This is a genomic window from Micromonospora sp. NPDC005173 (genome assembly GCF_040608515.1).
GTDB lineage: Bacteria > Actinomycetota > Actinomycetes > Mycobacteriales > Micromonosporaceae > Micromonospora.
In genome coordinates this window covers 136,698-158,318 of sequence record NZ_JBEXIK010000005.1, presented here as the reverse complement: position 1 = coordinate 158,318, position 21,621 = coordinate 136,698, and the positions used below count along the sequence as shown (strand labels likewise).

Here is a 21,621-nt window from a genome sequence, read left to right as displayed (position 1 = left end):
CCGGCCGGCCGTACCCTGACGCGTGTCCGGACGAGGTCGAGGGGGAGCGGTGGCCGAGCTGACGTACCCGGAGGTGGGCCGGACCCGGCACGGGTCGCTGCCCGGCGGGTACCACCACCTGCGCCACCGGTACCCGCTGCCGGCCGGCTGTTTCGAGGTCGCGGCCGACGCGGTGCTGAGCTGGCGGCTGCACCGCGCCGCCGGGGTCCGGATGCGCACCGACGCCCCGCGCGCCACCGAGGGCGTGCTGGTGACAGCCGGCCTGGGTGTCGGTCCGGCCCGCATCTGGGGGCCCTGCCGGGTGGTCTGGAGCGATGAGTCGCCGGGTCTCGCCGGCTTCGGCTACGGCACCCTGCCCGGGCATCCGGAGCGCGGCGAGGAGGCGTTCGCGGTCAGCCGCGACGACGCTGGCGCGGTCTGGTTCGAGGTGCGGGCGTTCAGCCGCCCGGACCGCTGGTTGACCCGCGCCGCAGGCCCGGCTGTGCAGGCCGTGCAGCACACGTACGCCTGGTGGCTCGGCCGCACCCTGCGCCGGCTCTGCGCGGGCCGCTGACCAGCGTTTCGCCGGCCGCTCAGAACCGCCGGCTGCTCAGAACCGGGCGAACGAGCGGATCGGGGCGCGAGGACCGTACTTCGGTGCCTGGATGCCGGCGGCCTCCAGCAGCAGGCACACCCGGCCCCGGTGGCCCCGGAACGGCTCCAGCAGGGCCAGCATCCGAGCGTCGTCACCCCGTGGCTCGCCGGCGAGTGCCCAGGCCACCGTGTTCGGGATGTGGTAGTCGCCGACGCTGACCGCGTCCGGGTCGCCGTAGGCGGTCCGGACCACCTCGGCGGCGGTCCACGGCCCGATGCCGGCGACGGCGGTCAGCCGGCGGGTGGCCTCGGCGGCGTCGGCGGAGCGCTCCAACCGGTCGGCGAGCGCGGCGACGCGGCGCAGCGTGTCGGCGCGGCGCTGCTCGACCCCGAACGGGTGGAACACCCAGTACGGGGTGGCGGCCACCGCGGCGGCCTCGGGCGGCAGCAGCAGCGGTTGCAGCGGACCGGGCGCCGGCTCGCGGAAGTGCCGCACGGTCGCCGAGTACGCCCGGTACGCCTCCTTGCCGGTGACCTTCTGCTCGAAGACCGCGCGCAGTAGCCGGGGGAAGACCTGCCCGGTGGCCGGCATCCGCAGCCCGCGATGCTCCCGGGCCAGCCGAGCGACCAGGGGGTGCGCCGCGGCCAGCTCGGCGAACCCGGTCAGGTCGTCGCGGAGCCCCGCGATCGCGTCCGCGCGGGCCAGCACGTGCTCGGCACCCGGCCCGTAGCCCTCGGCCACCAGCTCGCCGCCGGACGGCCGCAGGGCGAGGGTGGCCGGTCCGTCCGGAGTGCGGGTGGCCCACCAGAAGGTGCCGGCGGCGACACGGGCACACGGGTCGTACGGGCTGAAGGTGAGCGCGCGGACCGACGCGGCCAGCCGGTAGCCGACCGGCGGGTGCAGCACCCGGGTCGCGGCGGGCTCGGTCTCGGTCACCCCACCACTCTGCCAGGTCGCGATGCGGCCCCGAGGACCGCACTACCGGTTCCACGGTCGGCTGGGGAGAAACGTGAGGACAGGTTCAGCCGGCCGTACCGGTGTGGTCGTACCGCCTGAACGGCCAGGATTCTTCCGGCGAATCGGCGCAGACCATCTTTACGTGACGATCTCCTGTGGGCCAGGAATCGATCTTATGGTTGTTTGATGGCCTGCGGGTGAACCTACTGCTCCGGGCCACCTGCGGCGGCCACCCTTTCCCGGCAATTCGGAGAGCGCGAGCCGGCCCGGAGATCGGTGCCAGCCGACAGACCGCGACAGTGCAGCGCGCGGACGGCACAGATCGCCACGCAGTGCCAGCGGGGGACCTGTGAAAGGGCATGCAGTGATGGCTGCACAAGTGTGTCTCGAGCCAGCGCGCGACGAGTTTCAAGCCGCTACCGACCAGCAGGACTGACCGTGATGGCTGCCGACGAGGCGGTCGTCCCGAGCGGACGGCCCGCCGCATGATCGCCCTGAAGATCTACCGACTCCTGCCCTCACCGGCGCGGCGTCGCCTGTTGGGTCTGCTGCCCGCGCACCGCAGGATCGGCCTGGTGCACGCCTTCTCGCGGCCGCGCGGCGGCGACACCGTGCATCCGGTGGGTGCCCGGGTGAGCGTTCCCGACGGTGGCGTCCGGATCCAGGCCGAGGTGGTCGCCACGGCCACTCCGTTGCAGCTGTGGCACCGCAACCTCACGGCCGTCACCGCCGCCCTGGAGGCGGCCGGCATCGACTACCACTGCCTGCGCAACGACGACTACCTGCGTAGCTCGGTCGCGGTCCTCGACGATCAGCGGCCGGCGGTGGGTCGCCTGGTCCGGTCCGCGCCGGCGCTGTCCGGCGCACACGTCCGGGTGGTCAACGTCCAGCCCGGTCGGGACCGGCCGGACGCGGCCCCGGCCGAGGTGTTCCAGATTTGGTTCCCGGTGACCGACGCGCGGGCGGGCGTCGTCCTCGGTGCGCAGTTCGCCTGCGAGATCGAGTTCTGGACTCGGCACGGCGACGTTGTTCGCGCTCCCCGGCACAACGCGGTGATCGACGAAGCACCCGCCGAGGCGGAGAAGGTCCGGGTCGCCGCAGCACTGATCAGCCACTTCGTTCCGGAGGCGGACGATCACACGTACCGCACCCGCCGCGATCTCACGGTCCGGGCCCCGGACCGGGTGGGCTTCCCGATCGACGCCGTCTACACCTGGGTGGACGGGTCGGATCCCGAATGGCTGAAGCGCAAGATGGCCGCGCTCGGCGCTCCCGATGGTCCCCTGCACGCGGTCGCGGCGAACACCTCGCGCTACCACAACCGGGACGAGCTGCGGTATTCGATGCGCTCGTTGCACAGCTTCGCGCCGTGGCTACGCCGGATCTTCCTGATCACCGACAGTCAGCTGCCCAGCTGGCTCGATCCGAACCACCCGATGGTCACCGTCGTCTCGCACGCCGAACTCTTCGCGGACCTCGGCGGACGCTCGTCGTTCAACTCACACGCCATCGAGTCCCGGCTGCACCGCATCGACGGTCTGGCCGAACACTTCCTCTACCTCAACGACGACGTCTTTCTGGGCCGGCCACTGCTGCCGACGCACTTCTTTCACGCCAACGGGATCGCCAAGTTCTTTCTCTCGCGGGCGCAGTTCGGGCTGGGCGAGGCGAAGCCCAGCGACCCGCCGGTGAACGCCGCCGGCAAGAACAACCGCCGGCACATCCAGCGGCAGTTCGGCGTCACCATCACCCAGAAGATGAAGCACACGCCTTTCGCGTTGCGGCGCAGCATCATGCAGCAGATCGAGGGCATGTTGTCGACGGACGTGCTGGCGACGGCCCGGCACCGCTTCCGCCACCACGGCGACCTGTCCATCCCCTCCTCGCTGCATCAGTACTGGGCGTACCTGATCGGCCAGGCGGTGCCTGCCGACATCGAGTACGAGTACGCGGACCTCGGTCACCCCTCGACCCCGGCCCGCCTCGCGGAACTGCTGGCCCGCCGGCACCGTGAAGTGTTCTGCCTCAACGACACCGACTCCGATTCCCGGGCGATCGAGGAGCAGGAGAAGATGCTGGCTGACTTCCTGCCGCGCTACCTGCCCTTCCCGGCGCCCTTCGAGCTGCCCGACGACGTGGTCGCCGAGCGCAGGCGGTTGGGGGCCACCGCCCTGTGGCGTAGCTCCTTCCGGCCGGTCCCGGGGGCCCGTCGCGCCGCCCCCATTGATGCGCCGACCCTGCCGAACAACATGGTCAACACGGTCACCGACTTCAAGGCCGTCGTGACGAGGCCGGACGGCTGACCCGACTGCGCCGCCCCAGCCAGTGTTTCCCGTACACCATTCCTAGTGGAGCCCAGTTTGGTTCGCCCCGAACCCCAGCCGTCGTCGTCGGAGCCGCCACGGGCGCTCGCTGAGCCGTCGGGGCTCGTCGACGTCTACCGCCGGGTGTTGAGCGCGCAGACCCGTCGTGCCATCGCGACGAAGGTGAGTCCGCGAGCGCGCCACCAGCTGAAGCAGTGGGTCGCTCGGGCGTCCCGGGACGCCCAGGTGGCGGGGCGCCGGGGCGAGCGGCTGGCCCGGCGGCAGCCGGAACTGCTCGCCGGTGGCGACCGGGCGGTCGTGACGGCCGACCGCGCGTCGCGGATCGCCCGAGTCGATCCGGCCGTCACGCCGCTGCGAGCCCGGACGGCGAACCTCACGGCCGTGACGGCAGCGCTCGACGAGGCTGGCGTGGAGTACTTCCGCGTCCGCGGTCGGTCACACCGGGCGTCGGTGGTCGCCGTCGACGACTCCGACCGCAGCCGCGTCTACGCCGCGCTCGCGGCGGCCTGCGGTCAGGTGCCCGGCTACGTCTCCGTACCCCGAGGCAGTGGTGAGCGGCCGCCGGCCGCCGGCTTCGAGCCGAAGACGTGGGACCGGGTTGCGGACGCCCCGGTCGTGCGGCTGACCTGGTACTGGACGGACCCCCGGCACCGGCTGGTGCTGGGGCCGGCGTACGGCTGCGACGTCGAGTTCTGGACCCGGCAGGGGGACACGCTCGTCGCCCCGCGTCGTAACCCGGTGGCGGAGCAGGTCCAGGTGTCGTCGCCTCCGGTCCTCGTGCCCGAGTCGTTGTTCACCGACCTGGTGCCGCCGACAGCCAGCGCGACCGCTCGCAGCCGGCAGGAGTTCGCGGGGCGGCGCCCCGAGGACGTGTCCTTCCCCATTGACGTCGTCTACACCTGGGTGGACGGCACGGACCCGGACTGGCTGCGTCGGCGCGCCGACGTGACCGGGATTCCTTACCACGCCGAGGCAGCGAGCCCGGCTCGGTTCCTCAGCCGCGACGAACTCCGCTACTCGCTGCGGTCGGTACACCTGTTCGCGCCCTGGGTGCGACACATCTACCTGGTGACCGACGACCAGGTGCCCAACTGGTTGGAGCTGTCCGCACCGGGGATCCGCGTGGTCAGCCACCGGGAGATCTTCACGGACCCGTCGATGCTGCCCACCTACAACTCGCACGCGATTGAGAGCCAGCTGCACCACCTCGACGGCCTCTCCGAGCACTTCCTGTACTTCAACGACGACGTCTTCCTCGGCACCGAGGTGCTCCCCCAGGACTTCTTCCTGGCCAACGGCATCTCCCGCTTCTTCCCGTCGCCGGCGCTGGTGCCGTCGGGCGCCCCGAGCGCCGAGGACATCCCGTCGTCGGCGGCCGGGAAGAACAATCGGGCACTGATCGCCGAACGCTTCGGAACCGTGCTCAACCAGAAGATGAAGCACATGCCGCACGCGCTTCGGCGCAGCGTTCTGTACGAGATCGAGCAGGAGTTCCCGTTGCCGCACCGCGGGACCGCCGCCAGCCGGTTCCGCGGCATGACGGACATCTCGATCGCCTCGTCGTTGCACCACTACTACGCGTTCCAGACCGGTCGCGCCGTGCCTGGCGAGTTGGAGTACGCCATCGCCGAGTTGTCCCACCCCGACACTCCAGCGCGACTCGCGCACCTGCTGGCCCGCCGGGACCGGCACGTCTTCTGTCTGAACGACGCGTTCTCGTCCGAGGAGGACCTGACCGCTCAGCTCGCGGTCCTCACGCCCTTTCTGGACACCTACTTCCCGGTGCCCAGCCCGTGGGAGAAGGCCTGACATGGTTGCCGCGCCCCGTTCCACACCGTCTCGCGGCGACCGCCGTCGTCGCTCTCCCAGACCGGGGGTAACGCGTTGTTCTGGTTGAGACACGGTGGCGGCCGGTCCGTCCCCACGTCGGCACGCCATCCTGCGGCTTACCTCCAGGTCGTCGCGCACCCCGACGACGACCTCTTCTTTCTCAACCCCGCCGTGCAGCAGGCGATTGGCAGCGGTTCCCCGGTCACCGCGGTCTATCTCACCGCCAGCGAGGCAGACGGCCGCAACGCTCCCCAGAACCAGCCCGATCGCCGTGCCGTTCCGGTCGATTTCGCCGGTTACGCTGCGGCTCGCCAGAACGGCATCCGGGCGGCGTACGCGCAGATGGCTCTCGGCGACCGGCGGGCCGCCTGGTCACGGGTCGCCCAGGTGCTGGCGGGTGGCGTGCCGGTGGAGATCGCCACCCTGGTCGACGCGCCGGCCGTGCGGCTGGTCTTCTTCAACCTGCGGACGCAGGACGCCGTCGCGGACGAGCCGCCCCGGTGGCTCAGCGTGCTGTGGGAGGGACGACTGGCTGCCCTGCCGGCCCTACGGCCGACGGGCAGCCCGTTGGAGGCCGTCGGCGAGTACGACCGGGAGCAACTGCTCACCGCGTTGACGGCGCTGCTGCGGGAGGTCGAGCCGACCGTCGTGCGGCTGCTCGACCCCGATCCGGACCACAAGACCTACGACGCCGCCAGCGGGCGGATCGCGTACTCCGACCACCTCACGCACACGGCCAGCGCGTACTTCGCCCTTGAGGCGGTACGACGCTACGAACAGGCCGGCGGGCGGCCGGTCCTGCGGGAGAGCTACCGGGGCTACTACAACCGGCACTGGCCGCGGAACCTTGGGCCGGGGGCGTTCGCCGCGAAGAAGGCACTGCTGGACATCTACGGCGGTGTCCCCCGGGACTGCGGGGACCCGGTGGGTTGCGGCGACTACCAGGTCGGCGACCAGGGTCACGTGCCCGGTTACGGGCAGAGCACCCATCCCCGCTATCCCGGGAGCGCATCCTGGCTGCGCCGACAGGCCGACGGGCGGCTCGCCGCGTTCGCGGTGCTCGGGGACCGGGCGGCGGTGTGGCGGGAAACCCGACCCGGCAGCGGGAATTGGCGTGGGCCCGATCTGGTCGACGGGGCAGGGCTGGTGCCGCACCTGTACGCGCTTCCGGGCGCCGACGGTCGGATCCACCTTTTCGGTGTCCGACAGGTGCTGGACCCGGCGCGGGAGGGACACCGGCGCGTTCTGGTGACCACTGTGGAGTCGAAGCCGGGCGGACCGTTCGGCCCCTGGGTGGAACTGGGTAACCCGGCGGACGGCGCCGTCGACGCGGAGGTGCGGCGGCTGGAGATGGGCATGCCGGTCGCCGCTGTCGGTGCCGACGGTCGAGTGCAGGTGTTCGTCCGCAACTTCGGGCGTGGCGTGAGCAGCCGGGCGCAGACCGGCCCGGATACCTGGGGCCCCTGGGGCGACCTCGGCGGCAGTGTCGTGCAGGAGGGACTGGCGGCCACGAGCGCCGCCGACGGTCGCATCGAGCTATTCGCGGGCACCGACAGGGCGGTGCTGCACTGGCGCCAGGCCACAGTCGACGGGCCGTTCGAGCGGCCATCGACGTTGTCCGTTCCGGCCCCGGCTGGTCCGTTGACCGTCCTGCAGGAGCCCGGGGGCCGGTTGCTGCTGGTGTTCCGCGAGGCGGAGAGCGGTCGGGTGATGGCGTTGCGGCAGCGGGTCGGCGGTGGCTGGCCGGTCAACCCGGCGAGCCTCGACGGGCAGGGCGGCTTCGGGCCGGTTGCCGCGGCGGCGGTTCCCCGGGATCCCGGCGGGACGGTGCTGATGAAACGCGACGACGCCGGTACGACCAGTCTGTCCTGGCAGCCGGCGGGGCGGGGGGTGTCCACGGCGTGGTCCACCACCGGTGTCCTCTTCGTCGGCTCCCCGGCCCTGGCGGTGGACGCCAGCGGACGGGCCGTGGCCGCTGTCGTCGGGGTGGATGGACGACTCTGGACGGCTAGCCAGCGCCGGGCGGGCTGTGGTGAGCAGTTCGGCAACTGGACGGCCATTGGGAATGGGCGGGGACGGGCATGAGCGGGACGGGCATGAACGGGGCGCATCTGCGCGATCTGGCGTCCGACGCGCTGCGGCGCTGGCCACGGCTGCGGGTCGCCCTGCGCCGGGCCGACCGGCAACTGAGCCGGCAGGTGGCGCAGCTGAAGGGCACCGTCCGGACACCGGCTCCCCGACGGCTCTTCCGGGCCGCGCTGCCGGCCGGACCGTCGATCCAGGCACGTTTCGTGGGCGTGCTCGACGGTCACACCCTCAACCTGGACCTCGAGGTGCCGTCCGCGCTCGCCGCCGACGTCGTCGGTGCCGAGCTGCACCTCGTCCGCGGGAGTACGCGGCTCAGCGCGCCCGCCGACCTGCGGCACGGCAGCGGAGGTCTGGCCGTGTCCACCGCCCTCCTGCTCTGCGGTAGGCCGGGTGGACTGGATCTTTCCCCGGGCGATCCGTGGCGGGTGGAGTGTCGCCTCATCAGCGGGTCCGGTGGGGGAGATCCCGTCCGGGTGGTCGGCGGCGCGACCGAACGCCCTGCGGGCCCGACCGTGTCGGCGCCGCGCTGCCCCGACTCGGGATACCGGTACCGACCGCTGACCGACCAGGCCGGCCGGCTCGCGCTCGCTGTCACGGCTCCCGGGGCGCTGGCCGAGCTGACCGACGTCCGACTCGACTGGACCGGGGCGAGCCTGGACGTGCGGACGGTCGGTTGGCAGCCAGACGGGCCGGTGGAGGTCGGGTTGGAGCCGCGGGGCGGCGGCGAGTCTTTCCGGGTCCGCGGCGAGTCGGTAGGCACGGACCTGCTGCGGTTCGCCCTGCCGCTGTCGCCGATGACGGAGGTGGGACGCGTTCGGGAGAGGATCTTCGACGTCCGGCTGTACGCCGGGTCGCGCCGGCTGCGTGTCGGCACCGTGCTGCACGATCTCGCCAACCCCAAGAAGTCCCTGCGTCCGGCGGCGGCGATCGTCTGGGCCGCGCCCGGCCGGTCGGTCCGGGTCCGCCCCTACTTCACCCCGGCCGGCAGCCTCGCCCTGGCCTGCCTCCCCATCCAATCCCGCCCGACGGACGGCAACTCATGAAGATCACCTATTTGCTCACGTGGGCTGATGCCATCGGTGGCACCGAACGCACCGTCCTGCGACAGGCGAACTGGTTGGCCCATCGGCACGAGGTGGAGGTCATCGGTGTCCTCCGCACCCGCGACGAGATGCCCTTCGAGGTGGACTCCGCGGTAAAGCTGGTGCACCTGATCGACACTCGCGGAGGCGTGTCCCGGCCGGTGCGTGGCGGGATGCCCGACGCCATCGCCGAGGCGCTGGCTGCCGCGCCCAGCACGCTCGTCCGGCGACACTGGGAGGGCGCGTTCTCCGCGCTGTCCGACCTCGAGCTCGAACGCGTGCTCGGCGAGACCGACGCCGACGTGGTGGTCACCACCACCCCCGCACTGCTCGCGGTCGCCGCGACGCTGTTGCCCCGACGCGTGGTGATCGTCGCGCAGGAGCACCGCGTCGCCGAACTTCGGGGCTCCTCCGGCGAGCCGTTCGGGCTCTTCGCCGCCCGGGCCGACGCGATCGCGCTGCTCTCCCGGCCCACCCGGGACTGGTTCGCCGAACTGCTGGCGGATGCCGCTCCCCGGCTGGTCGTGCTGCCCAACCCGATCGAGGAGGGTTACCGGCCACGGTCTACGCGGGAGACCCGTACCGTCGTGATGGCGGGTCGGTTGAGCCCGGAAAAGCAGTTCGAGCACGCGATCGCCGCCTTCGGCCAGATCGCCCCGGACCACCCCGACTGGCGGCTGCGCATCTTCGGGGGCGGTTCACGGACGCGCCTCGAGGAGCGCATCGCCGGCCTCAAACTCGGCAACCAGGTCCAACTGCTCGGCCCGACGGAGAGCATCGAGGACGAGTGGGCCAAGGCGTCGGTGGCGATGGTGACGTCCCGCGTCGAGTCCTTCGGCCTCACCCTGATCGAGGCGATGAGCGCCGCCGTACCGGTGGTGGCGTACGACTGCCCCAACGGGCCGCGTGAGGTGATCGAGGACGGCGAAACCGGGTTCCTCGTCGCCGCCGACAACATCGACGAACTCGCCGCCGCTCTGCGGAAGCTCGTCGAGGACGACGGCCTGCGGCACACGATGGGGCACGCCGCACTGCGCGATGTGGAGCGCTTCTCCGTCGAGCGGGTGATGCCACAGTGGGAGCAGCTCTTCGCCGATCTGCTCGCTGATCGGGGCCGTCCGGGGTGGGCCGATCGGCGACTCGCCGCGGTGGCCGCGCACCAGGCCCGGAGGGCGGCACCGAACGTGGTTCCGACCAAGGCGGCCGCCCAGAGCGTGGGCGAGGTCGACGTGGAGGCATGGGCGGCCGGAGTCGAGGCCGGACGGGACGACCTGATCTGGACGCGGGGGCAGTTGACGCGCCTCCGGGACTCCACGCCGTACGAGGTCGCGCGGGACAATCTGGACCTGACCGTGGACAGCCTCGACGCCGGGGGCATCGACTACTTCCTCGTCCGACAGATGTCGCCGACATTCCGGGTGGCGGTACGGGAGGAGGCCCGGCAGTCCGTCGTGGCCGCCCTCGCCCGCCGGCACGCGGATCGGCCGGTCTACGTGGAGGCCTTCGACCAGCGGAACCGCACAATGGGGGTCTGGCCGGCGGCGGCCACGATCGGGGTGGCCGCCATGGCGACGGCCGCCTGGCTGCGGGTCTTCGAACCCGCGATGACCCTGTCGCAGACGCTGCGGCTGGGCACCATCTACGGGTGTGCCCTGGAGTTCTGGCAGACCGCCGAGGACGGATCGGACCTCTGCGGCCCGACCCGGACGTTGGTGGGGGAGCGGCTGGCCGCCGAATCCCTCACTCCCGCCGCGGTGACGGTGGGTGGGCGTGACTACCGATCCGTCGAACCATTCACCCGACGGCTCGCCGACGAGATCACTTTCCCCATCGACGTCGTCTACACCTGGGTCGACGGGGCGGACCCGGCCTGGGCGCGCCGCCGCGCGCAGGCACTCGGGATCGGGTACGCCGAGCAGGGCGCGTTGCAGGGCGCCGAACGCTTCCGCAGTCGGGACGAGCTTCGGTACTCGCTACGGTCGGTCGATCTCTTCGCGCCGTGGGTGAACCGGATCTGGATTGTCACCGACGACCAGGTGCCGGACTGGCTCGACACCGGGCATCCGAAGATCCGGATGGTCGACCACAGGGAGATCTTCGCCGACCCGGGCGTGCTGCCGACGTTCAACTCCCACGCCATCGAGACACAACTGCACCACATCGAAGGGCTGTCCGAGCACTTCGTCTACCTCAATGACGACGTCTTCTTCGGCCGGCTCTTCGGTCCCGACATGTTCTTCGACCCGGGTGGGCTGCCCAAGGCGTTCAAGAGCCCCACCCAGATCCCGCTCACGCCCACTGGCCCGGACGATGAGGCGTTCGCGGTGGCCGCCAAGAACAACCGGCGGTTGCTGGAGGGAGCGTTCGGCAAGACGCTGATCCACGCGTTCCTGCACGCTCCGCACGCACACCGACGCAGCACCCTCTACGACATTGAAGCGGCGTTTCCGGAGCAGGTCCGGCGGACGGCAGCCAACCGGATCCGGTCGACCGACGACGTATCCATGCTCTCGTCCCTGGCGCATCACTTCGGTCTGATGAGCGGACGGACGACGGGAGGATCGGTCCGCTGCACCTTCGCCAACGTCGGGCTGGCCGCGCACCTGCCGCGGCTGGACAATCTGCTGGCCGGTCGGGCATTCGACGTGTTCTGCCTCAACGACTACCACGACGGCGACGTGCCGGCTGAGGACCAGGCAAGGATCATCGAGGCGTTCCTCGGTGCCTACTTCCCCATCGCCAGTCAGTTCGAACGGGGTAGTGAGCGCAACCGCCGGCTGTCCCCGGCCCGGGGGCGGTGACGACGGCACCGGACCTGCCGGCATGACGGTGGTCGGCCGCGCCCTCCCCGGCTGCGACCGACCACCGTGCCTTCCGACGTGCGGGCTCAGAACGAGGGCGCCCCCGTGCCGAGCGGGACTCAGTACGAGTAGCCCGAACTGCCGGCGTCGCCCGTCCCGCTGTCGGCCGGCGGGGCGACCGCCTTCGGCGTCGAGGTGGGCAGGCAGCTCAGGTTCTTCTTGCCGTCCGGCTGGACCACGAACCAGGTGCCGCCGACGGCCTGGCCCTTCCACTGGCCGGGCTTCTTGTCGCCGATGTAGCGGTACACCGGCCAGCCGCCGACGGTGAGCTGACGGGTGCCGTCCTGCCGGGTGACGCTGCCGACCTTGTCGTCGGAGACGCCGGTGAGCTGCGGGTTGCCGTCGGTCAGTGCCGGCGGCCACACCTGCGCGCACTTGTCGACGCAGTTCGACGCGGGCGGGTCGGCGGTGTCCTTGTCGAAGCGGTACAGGATCCAGCCGTCCTGGTCGGTGACCACGCTGCCCATCCGGGCGACCTTCTTGCCGATCAACTGCTCGGTCAGGTCGACGTTCGCGGGCGGCGGCGCGTCGGCCACCGGGGCCTCCGCAGACGCCGAGGCCTCGGGTTCAGCCGTTGCGGTGGGCTCGGCCGCAGCAACGGCGACCGGCTCGGCCGCGCCCGGGTTCGCCCCGTCGTAACCTGCGGGAGCGCAGGCCGTTAGTGCGACCATCGCGCTCACGACGATGACGGTCCGCTTCATCTGTGCCACGTGCCCTCCTCATTCTTGGCAGTTCACCCATAGGTACGGCAGGAGAGCTGTCAAGGTTGAAGTAGTAACAGTGGTCAATTTCACTTGAATTGGTTGAACCGATTCGGGCGGTCGTCCGTATGGCACTGCACGGGACCTTTCCCGTACAACGACAGATCGGCGCCGGCCATTGTGAAAATGGCCGGCGCCGACGCGGTACGCGACTTACATGGGCACCGTGACCAGCGGGCTGGCCACCCCGTTGCCGTCCACCGACTGCACCTGGAGCTGCTTGATGTCGCCGACCGGAGCCGATGTCGAGGCGCTCAGTTCGAGACCCTGTGGCCGGGTGTTGGTGCCATAACCGCCGGCCGGCACCGACCAGGTCGAGATCACCTCGGTGGAGGCGTTCTTGCGCACCACCACCAATCGGCAGGTCCGCGGGCCGGGCAGTTTCCGCAGGTTGAAGTTGATCCGGGTGCCGTAATCCCGGGTGACCAGGAACATCGTCGTCTGCACGCCCGTGGTCGGGTCGGTGGCGTCGACCTGGTCGCCCTCCTCCTCGGTGCCGCCGACGCCCGGGCCGGTCGGCCCGCCCGTCGGTCCGCCGGTCGGCGGATCGTTCGCCGGCGCGCTCGGCGTCGACTCGGCGAGCACCCCCGGCGGCTCGCTGTCGGTCAGGCTGACGAAGCCGAATCCGGTCAGGCCGCCGAGCACCACCACCGCCGCAGCGGTGGCGAGCATTTGGCGGAACCGGGTGCGCCGCCGGTCGGCCCGGACCGCGACCAGCGTCCGGTCCAGCAACGCGGGGTCGGTGGCGGTCTGCTCCAGCGCCATCATCGTCTCGCCGTCGATGTCGGAGAGCAGCCCGACCACCGGCACCATCGTCTCCAGCTCGGCCGCGCACGCCCAGCAGGTGGCGAGATGCTCCTCGAACCGCTCGGTGTCCTGCTCGTCGAGTACGCCGAGCGCGTACGCGGCGACGTCCATATGTTCTGGCCGGCTCATTCTGTCACCCCCCGCTCCTGCAGAGCCGTGCGAAGCGCACGCAGCGCGTAGTAGACCCGTGACTTGGCGGTGCCGAGTGGAAGCCCCAACTCCTCGGCGGCCTCCGGCACCGTCCGCCCCCGGAAGTACGTCGAGATCAGAATCTCGCGGTGCGACTGGCTCAGCGTACGTAGTGCGTCCGCCACCGTCATGGTGCGCAGCACCCGGTCGGTGCTGTCCGCCTCGGCGAACGCGGTCAGATCCCGGTCGTACGTCTCCGGCGGCCGGGCCTGCTCACTGCGGTGCTCGTCGATGGCGATGCGGCGGGCCACGGTGACCAGCCACGGCCGCAGCGAACCCTGCCCCTGCGCCCCGAGGCGGTGCGCGTTGCGCCAGGCCCGCAGCAGCGTCTCCTGGACGATGTCCTCCGCGCGCTGCCGGTCCCCCCCGGTGAGCCGCATGACGAACATCAGCAACGGACCGGCGTGCTCGGCGTAGAGCAGCCGGATCAACTGGTCGGAGTGGCTCGCCTCGGTTGACGTCGCCTGATGGCGCCCGGGCGCCGGTCGCGGCGTCACCGGACCATTCTGGCGAGAGGTCGCTCGGGCGTCGACCCCTCGGGCAGACGAGGTTGGCCGCGATGAGGACCGCGCGGACAACCAGTCCGCGCGAACCGCGTCGCCATGCCAACCGGCCGCCACCGCGTGCATGCAGACCTCCGGGGTGTCCGTGACCAACGCCGGCCCATGAGGTGGGCCGCCCGGTGGTACGCACCGCCACCCCCGAGCGGATCAACGAACCGCGAAAAAAGTTTCTGCTCAGCCCTCGGACGGGCCGGTCAGCGGCGGACGGAGAACAGGCCCGGCGGTGGCGGATCGGAGCCCGTGGCGTCGGCGTCCCGCACCACCGGCGCACCGCTGGCGAAGCGGTCCAGCTCGTCGCCGGCCACCACCCGGCCCGGAAACCAGTCGCCGGCCGCCCGGCGGGTCAGCTCGGGCACCGGGGGCGTGGTCCGCCCGGCGACCAGCACCAGGTTGCCGTACCGCCGGCCGCGCAGCACCGCCGCGTCCCCGACCAGACAGGCCTGGGGCAGCACCGAGCGGACCGTGGCAACCTGCCCGCGGGCGTGCCGCAGCGGCGGGCCGTCGGCCAGGTTCGCCAGGTACCAGCCCGCCGGGCGGAGCACCCGGGCCACCTCCGCGGCGTACTCCACCGAGGTGAGGTGGGCCGGGGTGCGGGCACCAGCGAACACGTCGGCGACCACCACGTCGTAGCTGGCGTCCCGGGTGGCGGCCAGCACGGCCCGGGCGTCCTCGACCCGGACCCGCAGCCGGGCGTCGGTCGGCCAGGGCAGCGCCCGGCGGACCAGCTCCACCAGCGCACCGTCCACCTCGGACACCCGCTGCGTGGAGCCGGGCCGGGTGGCGGAGACGTACCGGGGCAGGGTCAGCGCGCCGCCGCCGAGGTGCAGCACCCGCAGCGGCTCGCCGGCGGGTGCGATCAGATCCAGCGCGGCGGCCAGCCGCCGGACGTACTCGAACTCCAGGTGGGTGGGGTCGGTCAGATCGACGTGCGACTGCGGCGCGCCGTCCAGCAGCAGCGTCCACGAGCCGGGCCGGTCCGGGTCCGGCAGCAGCTCAGCCTGCCCGGTGTCCACCTGCTCGACCAGCCGGTCACCTGCCCGTTTGCGTCCCATCGCAACCAGTATCCGCGCTCAGCGGGCGGCGCGAGCCGCGGCGGTCAACGCGCGGTGCAGCAGCCGGGAATCGCCGAGCAGCGCCCGCAGGCGGCGCTCCAGGCCGGCGATCGGGATCAGGTTCTGCGGGGCCCTCGGGTCCTTGTACGGGGTGGAGGCGAACCGGGGCAGGGTGACCAGCGACAGGTCGGCCAGCTCGATCGCCGCCTCGATGGGCAGGTCGGCGGAGCACTCCACCCGGACGATGCCCGCCCACGGCGCGCCGAGCGCCACCGGCAGCCGCAGATACCACGACCAGCCACCCCAGGCCGTGCCGAGCCGGAACACCGGCGAGCGCTCACCGGGCGCCAGGCTGGTCACCACCGTGGTCAGCCGGGCGTCGAGGTACTGACTGTGCTGCGTCTTGATGTAGCCGAGCGTGCGCGGCAACTGCCGGCGGCTACGCAACGGGCCGTCCACCACCAGCAGATCGCCGTCGACCCGGGCGGCGTCGGAGACCGCCACCTCCAGCGCGGTCAGCGGGCCCTGCACGGCGGCCGGCAGCTTGGCCAGCTCACCGGTGCCGCCCACCCGGTGCACCGGGTAGCGGATCGCCCCCGCCACCACGTCCTGCGCCGACGGGCTGGCCGTGAACAGACCCCGACCGACCCGGGTACCGGCCAGCTGCGCCGCGCCCCGGCCCAGGTCACAGCGAACCACCCCGGCCGCGTACGAGGCGGCCAGCCCGGGGAACGACGCGCCATCGGCCTCGGCCGTCCAGATGCTCGCGTCGATCCGGCGTACCCCGTCGACCAGCAGCACCACGTCCGGCGCCCGCACCCCCGGCCGTACCCCGATCGCCCGCCAGTCCACGGCGGGCAGCTCCACGTCCGCGTCGACCTGCGCGCTGCTCGGCGTCGCCGGCCCGGAAGCGGACGCCTCGAACGACGCCCCGTACGCCGGGTCCCACGAGTCGACGAAGAACGCGGCGTCAGTCACCGAATGAGCCTTTCGTTCGCGACTGCGGGGCTCCGCTGGGCTGCGCTCACCGGCCGGTCCGTTCCACGCGCGCCGAGCGGGCGTCCTTGCGTACCTCGAACCGGACCGGGATCCGCTCGGCCAGCGCCGGCACGTGCGTCACCACGCCCACCATCCGGTCACCCCGGGCGGCCAGGTTTTCCAGGGTGGCGGCCACCGTGTCCAGGGTGGCCGCGTCCAGCGTGCCGAAGCCCTCGTCCAAGACGATCGACTCCAGGCTCGCCGCCGTGGTGGACATCCCGGCGAGCTGTTCGGAGAGCGCCAACGCCAACGCCAACGACGCCTGGAACGTCTCGCCGCCGGAGAGGGTGCGCACACCCCGGCGCAGCCCGGCGTCGTGGTGGTCGACCACGAAGAACTCGCCCTTGTCGTGCACCAGCTCGTACTGCCCGGACGACAGCTCCCGCAGGATCCCCGACGCGCCGTCGACCAGCAGGTCCAACGCCTCGGCCAGCAGCCACCGCTCGAAGTTGTTGGCCCGCAGGTGCCCGGCGAGCGCGCGGGCCACCTGCGCCTCCCGCTCGTGCCCGGTGCGCTGCTCGCGCAGCGTCCCAGCCTGCTCGCGGCGCTCCCGCAGCCGGCGTCGGTCGGCGTCGGCCCGCTCCACCGCCACCGTCGCGGCGTGTACCGGATCGTCCACGACCGGCACGTCGGCGGCGGCGAAGATGTCGGCGATCCGCCGCTGCACGGCGTCGGCGGCCGCCTCGGCGTCGGCCACGACGGCGGCCCGGCCGGCCCGGTCGGCGCGGCGGCGCTCCGCCTCGGCCGTCGCCCAGCCGGTCAGCGCCGCCCACGCGGCGGCCACGTCGTCCCGGTCGGTCGCGGGCGGACCGAACCGGGCCAGACCGTCGCGGGCGGTGTCGAAGCCCCGCCAGGTCGCCCGCAGCCGCTCCTGCGCCGAGTCCACTCCGGCGCGGGCCTGGCGGGCGCTGTCCCGGCCCACCCGGACGGCGGTCGCCGCCTCCTCCAGCGCGCGCCGCAGCCGCGCGTGCTCGGCCAGCTCCCGGCGCAGCGCGGCCGGCTCGGCCGCGCCAACGAGCTGCCCGTCAAGGTCGGCCAGCCGGGCGTCCAACTGCTCCTGCCGGGCCTTGGCCTGCACCAGCAGCCGCTCCAGGTCGCGCGCCGCCGTGTCCCTCTGCTGCACGGTCGCCTGGGCGGCCTTGGTGGCGGCCCGCGCCGCCTTGCCGGCCGCCGTGGCGGCGGCCACCGCCGAGTCGGCCGGCACCGCCGGCACCTCGGTCACCGGCTGCTCGCAGACCGGGCAGGGCCCGCCGGGATGCAGGTGCACCCGCAGGCTGACCGCCAGGTCGGTGGCCTTCGCCTCCTCGTGCGCCCGGAAGGCCGCCTCCAGCTCCGTGTCGGCCCGCTCGGCGTCGGCGCGGGCGGCGGCCAGCGCGGCCACCGCCGCGCTGTGCTCGTCGTTCGCCGCGCCCACCGCCGCGCGGACCGTCTCGGCCTCGCCGGTCAGCCGGTCCCGATCGTCGTACGCCCGCAGCAGCAGTCGCAGCGCGCTCTCGTCCCCTGCGCCGGCCAGCTCGCCGCGCAGCTTCTCCTCCCGCTCCTCGGCCAGCGAGACGCCGGCGGCTGCCGCCTCGGCCTCGGCCCGCGCCTCGGTCACCGCACGAGCCACCTCGGCCACGCCGCGCGGCGCGCGCACCCCGGTCAGCACGGTCAGCTCGTCGTCGAGGGCGGTCAGCGCACCGGCCGCCTCCCGCGCGGTGGCCCGGGCCGCTGCCAGCTCCGGCACGGCCGCGGTCACCGCGGCGGCCAGCTCGGCCATCCGGTCGACCCGGGCGTCGGCCTCGGCCAGCGCCTCGTCGTCCACGCCGGTGAGCCCGGCCAGCAGTTGGTCGACCGCGTCCAACCGGGCTTCCGCCTGCGCGGCACGCGCCGTCGCCCGCTTCTGCACGTCCTCGTAGACGCCGAGGCCGAGCAGGTTGACCAGAATCTGCTGTCGGGTCGCCGGCTTGGCGTGCAGGAAGTCGGCGAACTGCCCCTGCGGCAGCACCACACAGCTGGTGAACTGCTCGTACGGCAGCCCGACCGCCTCCAGCACCGCCTGCTCCATCTCGGCGGGGGTGCCGGCCACCACCTCACCGAGGTCGTCCGGGCTCAACCCGGTGTCCAGCTTGGTCACGTCGAAGCCGGCCGGCATCAGCTGCAACCCGGCGTTCGCGGTCTTGACGTTGCCCCGGCCGTCCCGGCGCACCACCCGGGTGGCCACGTACCGGGCCCCGCCGGACTCGAAGACCAGCCGCACCCGGGCCTCGGTCGAAGACGGCGCGAGCGCGTTGGCCAGCCCCCGGGTGCCGCCCCAGCGGGGCACCGTGCCGTAGAGGGCGAAGCAGATGGCGTCCAGCACGGTGGACTTACCCGAACCGGTCGGGCCGATCAGGGCGAAGAAGTCGGCGTCGGTGAAGTCGACCGTGGTGTCATCCCGGAAGACCGTGAAACCGGCCATGTCCAACCGCATGGGACGCATCAGTGATCCACCTCCTCGAACAGCTCGTCGAAGAGTTCCCGGACGCCCTCGTCGGCGTGGCCCCGGCTGTCCAGGTAGTCGGCGAACAACTCCCGGGGCGAGCGCCCCGAGCGTTGCGCGATGCGGGCGCCGCTGCCCGGCGCGGCGAGCAGCTCCGGGTCGATCCGGATCTCCAGCGCCCGGGGGAGCAGCTCCTGGATCTCCTCGCGCAGGCCGGCGCGGGGTTGCTCCCGCACGTACACGCGCAGCCACGCGTCCGGCGCCTCGATCTCGGCGAGCTGGGCCAGGGTGCCCCGCACGGTGCGCAGCGCACTCGCCGCGGTCACCGGCACCTCGCGGACCCGGGCGGCGGTGGTGGCGGTCACCTCGACCAGCGTCACCGAGGGGACGTTCTCCTGCTCGCCGAAGTCGACCGCGAGCGGGCTGCCGCTGTAGCGCACCGGGCAGGGGCCGACGACCCGCTGCGCCCGGTGCAGGTGGCCCAGTGCCACGTAGTGCGCGGTGGCCGGGAAGACCGTGGCCGGCACGGCGTAGCCGAGCACGGTGTGCGCGTCCCGTTCGCCGCCGCCGGTGGCCGCGCCCGTCACGGTCAGGTGCGCGGTGACCAGGTGCACCCGGTCCGGCTCGGTGAAGCCCTCGGTGAGCCGACCCAGCACCCGGCCCAGGTGGTCGGCGTAGGTCTGGTTGGCCTCGGCGGCGGTCAACTCGTACATCTCCAGCGCGCGCACCGCGTACCGCTGGGACAGGAACGGGAGCGCGGCCAGCCGCCACCGCTCGCCGCCGGCGGTGGTGCCGTCGATCACGTGCTCGTCCGGGTTTTCCCGCACACCGCCGCGCAGCGTGATGCCGGCGGCCTCCGCCCAGGGCCGCAACGCGTCCAGTGCCGGGCCGTTGTCGTGGTTGCCGCCGATCGCGACCACGTCGGCGCCGGTGCGACGCAGCGCGGTCAGCGCCCGGGTGACCAGCCGGGTCGCCTCCGAGGTGGGCGCGGCGGTGTCGTAGAGGTCGCCGGCGACGATGACCAGATCCGGCTGCTCGGCGTTGGCTATGTCGATCACGCCGGCCAGTACGGCCTTGTGCTCCTCGGCCCGGGACTGCCCCTTGAGCACCTTGCCGACGTGCCAGTCCGAGGTGTGCAGGATCTTCACCGTGGCTGCCTTCCGTGCTGCGCGACTGCGTGACTCACCGGGCCACCCCTAGAACGGGATGTCGTCGTCGGTGCCGCCGCCGGAGCCCACCACGGCGAACGGGTCGGCGGACTGGGTGATCGAGCGGAGCGTCTCCGATGGAGCCCGGCCCGCCTCGGAGACCCGGGTGGCCCAGGCCGGGAACGGGAACTCCAGGCAGAGCGGCACCGGAATGTCCGGCTGGTTGACGAACATGGTGCCCGGCTTGGCCAGCAGCGCCCGCTGCCGCTGCGCCGGGGGCAGGAAACCGTACTCCGGGCGGGAGGCCTCGGCCGGGTCGAGCCGGCCGACCACCCGGATCGCCGAGTTGGTGACGATCCGCCGCTCCACCTCGCTCGCCGTCTGCTGGGCGCCGATCAGGATCACCCCGAGCGAACGGCCCCGCTCGGCGATGTCCAGCAGCACCTCCTTGATCGGCGAGGAGCCTTCCCGGGGGGCGTACTTGTTGAGCTCGTCGAGGACGACGAAGAGCAGCGGCTTGGCGGTGCCGGACTTCTCCTTGCGCTCGAACTCGCTCTTGAGCGTCACACCGACCACGAAGCGCTGGGCGCGGTCCGGAAGGTTGTGCAGGTCGACCACGGTGACCTGCGCGGACTCGCTGGTGTTGATCGAGTGCGGGCGGCGGGTGGCCAGGTCGCCGCGGATCAGCCGGGCGAGGTCCTTCTTGCTGCCGATCAACCGCCGGGCGAACGCGTTGACCGTGCCCAGGCCGACCGCGCTGCCCGCCCAGTCGGAGCGGGTCTCGTCGTCGTTGAGCTGGTCGACGATGTGGTCGACCAGGTCGCCGTAGGAGCCGAGCCGGACCCCGTCGATGCTCACCCCACCGTCGGCGGGCTGGGCGTACCGGGCCAGGTGCGCGGTGACCGAGTGGACCACCATCGTGTACTGCTGGCGCTCGTCGTCGGCGTCGGCGAAGACGTACGGCAGCAGCCGGTCTGCGCAGAACTCGCTGAGCGTCCAGTAGAAGGCGTCCACGCCGGTGAGGCGGCTGCTCACGTCCGGTGTGCCGGCGGAGTCGCCGACCCGGGGCGGGGCGTACACCCGCACGTCGGGGAAGGCGCCGGCGGTCAGCCCGAGCTTCGCGTACGCCGCGCGGGTGGGCTCGTCGAGCCGGGTGTTGGGGTGGTCGAGGAAGAGCAGGTCCTCACCCTTGACGTTGAAGATCAGCGCCTTGGCGTTGACCGCGTCGCCGCCCAGCACGCCCGAGCGGAAGACCGAGTAGAGCAAGAAGGTGGCGAAGCTGGTCTTGGTGGCCACCCCTGAGATGCCGGAGATGGAGACGTGTGCGCCCCGGCTGCCGTCGAGGAAGTCGGCGTTGAGGTAGACCGGCACCCCGTCGCGGCCCATCCCCATCGGGATGCGCCGCTCCATCCGGTCGAAGTGCAGCGCCCGGGCCCGCGCGTCACCCTCGGCACGGTGCACCACCGCGCCGGGAGTCGGCGGCACGTAGAACTCCGGATCGACCCGGGTGGTGGTCACCTCGGCCGCCTCCTGCACCTGCGCCGGCAGCGTCCCGTCGGCGATGGCGAAGACGTCCGAGTCGAACTGGGCACCCTCGTGCCGGGCCCGGACCTGGGTGACCACCCCGGCGATCGTCACCGGCTCCCGGTCGGGCAGCTCACGCCGGGTGACCACCACGTCGTCGAGCTGGAGGTAGCTGCCGGGCGCCACGGCCGTCCAGAACTGCAACGGGGTGGCGTCGGCGGTGCCCAGCACCCGGCCGACCGGCTGGCCCGGGTTGTCGAGGCCGTCGGGGCCGTCGTCGGTCATCGGGCGACTCGGGTCGGTCGGGCATCACGGTCGGGGCGCATGAGGTGCATCCTGCCCGAGGAGTACGACAGGTCGCC

15 protein-coding genes are annotated in these 21,621 nt (G+C 72.5%); 6 read left to right on the top strand and 9 right to left on the bottom strand.

Annotated elements, in window-relative coordinates:
- Positions 1–49 precede the first annotated feature (49 nt).
- Entirely contained in the window at positions 50–553 is a 504-nt protein-coding gene (locus ABZV00_RS09450; protein WP_355603458.1) for a DUF1990 domain-containing protein, read from the top strand.
- A gap of 36 nt (positions 554–589) precedes the next feature.
- Here the strand turns inward: ABZV00_RS09450 and ABZV00_RS09445 are convergent, their stop codons facing one another.
- Entirely contained in the window at positions 590–1,510 is a 921-nt protein-coding gene (locus ABZV00_RS09445) for a DNA-3-methyladenine glycosylase 2 family protein (protein ID WP_355603455.1), read from the bottom strand.
- Between the two features lie 506 nt (positions 1,511–2,016).
- Between ABZV00_RS09445 and ABZV00_RS09440 the strand changes: the two genes are divergently transcribed.
- The 5 genes from ABZV00_RS09440 (at position 2,017) to ABZV00_RS09420 (ending at position 11,656) form a co-directional block, all read left to right on the top strand.
- Positions 2,017–3,834, top strand: coding sequence for a stealth family protein (locus ABZV00_RS09440; RefSeq protein ID WP_355603452.1), 1,818 nt, complete (start codon positions 2,017–2,019; stop codon positions 3,832–3,834).
- A gap of 183 nt (positions 3,835–4,017) precedes the next feature.
- Positions 4,018–5,664 (top strand): stealth family protein, encoded by a 1,647-nt coding sequence (locus ABZV00_RS09435; protein WP_355603450.1) that lies wholly within the window; start codon positions 4,018–4,020, stop codon positions 5,662–5,664.
- A gap of 75 nt (positions 5,665–5,739) precedes the next feature.
- Positions 5,740–7,770, top strand: a complete 2,031-nt coding sequence (locus ABZV00_RS09430) for a PIG-L family deacetylase (protein WP_355603447.1) — start codon at positions 5,740–5,742, stop codon at positions 7,768–7,770.
- An 11-nt stretch (positions 7,771–7,781) separates the two neighbouring features.
- Positions 7,782–8,816 (top strand): hypothetical protein, encoded by a 1,035-nt coding sequence (locus ABZV00_RS09425; protein WP_355603445.1) that lies wholly within the window; start codon positions 7,782–7,784, stop codon positions 8,814–8,816.
- Positions 8,813–11,656, top strand: a complete 2,844-nt coding sequence (locus ABZV00_RS09420) for a stealth conserved region 3 domain-containing protein (RefSeq protein ID WP_355603443.1) — start codon at positions 8,813–8,815, stop codon at positions 11,654–11,656. Before ABZV00_RS09425 ends, ABZV00_RS09420 begins: the two co-directional genes overlap by 4 nt.
- Positions 11,657–11,775: 119 nt before the next feature.
- Here the strand turns inward: ABZV00_RS09420 and ABZV00_RS09415 are convergent, their stop codons facing one another.
- The 8 genes from ABZV00_RS09415 to ABZV00_RS09380 all read right to left on the bottom strand — a co-directional run bounded on the left by ABZV00_RS09415 (position 11,776) and on the right by ABZV00_RS09380 (position 21,544).
- Positions 11,776–12,417 (bottom strand): hypothetical protein, encoded by a 642-nt coding sequence (locus ABZV00_RS09415; RefSeq protein WP_328426389.1) that lies wholly within the window; start codon positions 12,415–12,417, stop codon positions 11,776–11,778.
- Between the two features lie 213 nt (positions 12,418–12,630).
- Positions 12,631–13,413 carry a zf-HC2 domain-containing protein gene (locus ABZV00_RS09410; protein ID WP_355603440.1) on the bottom strand — a complete coding sequence of 261 codons (783 nt, stop codon included), beginning with the start codon at positions 13,411–13,413 and terminating at the stop codon, positions 12,631–12,633.
- Positions 13,410–14,102 (bottom strand): sigma-70 family RNA polymerase sigma factor, encoded by a 693-nt coding sequence (locus ABZV00_RS09405; RefSeq protein ID WP_328425023.1) that lies wholly within the window; start codon positions 14,100–14,102, stop codon positions 13,410–13,412. Before ABZV00_RS09405 ends, ABZV00_RS09410 begins: the two co-directional genes overlap by 4 nt.
- 128 nt (positions 14,103–14,230) lie before the next feature.
- Positions 14,231–15,088, bottom strand: coding sequence for a fused MFS/spermidine synthase (locus ABZV00_RS09400; protein WP_355603437.1), 858 nt, complete (start codon positions 15,086–15,088; stop codon positions 14,231–14,233).
- A gap of 18 nt (positions 15,089–15,106) precedes the next feature.
- The gene (locus tag ABZV00_RS09395) at positions 15,107–16,066 is read right to left on the bottom strand and encodes a hypothetical protein (RefSeq protein WP_355603434.1); all 960 of its coding nucleotides are present in this window, start codon (positions 16,064–16,066) and stop codon (positions 15,107–15,109) included.
- A 46-nt stretch (positions 16,067–16,112) separates the two neighbouring features.
- On the bottom strand, positions 16,113–18,587 hold the full coding sequence (locus ABZV00_RS09390) for an SMC family ATPase (protein ID WP_355603432.1): 2,475 nt from the start codon (positions 18,585–18,587) through the stop codon (positions 16,113–16,115).
- Positions 18,587–19,735, bottom strand: a complete 1,149-nt coding sequence (locus tag ABZV00_RS09385; protein WP_355603429.1) for an exonuclease SbcCD subunit D — start codon at positions 19,733–19,735, stop codon at positions 18,587–18,589. The genes ABZV00_RS09390 and ABZV00_RS09385 overlap by 1 nt, the downstream gene beginning before the upstream one ends.
- 48 nt (positions 19,736–19,783) lie before the next feature.
- Positions 19,784–21,544, bottom strand: coding sequence for an ATP-binding protein (locus ABZV00_RS09380; RefSeq protein ID WP_355603426.1), 1,761 nt, complete (start codon positions 21,542–21,544; stop codon positions 19,784–19,786).
- Positions 21,545–21,621: the final 77 nt, after the last annotated feature.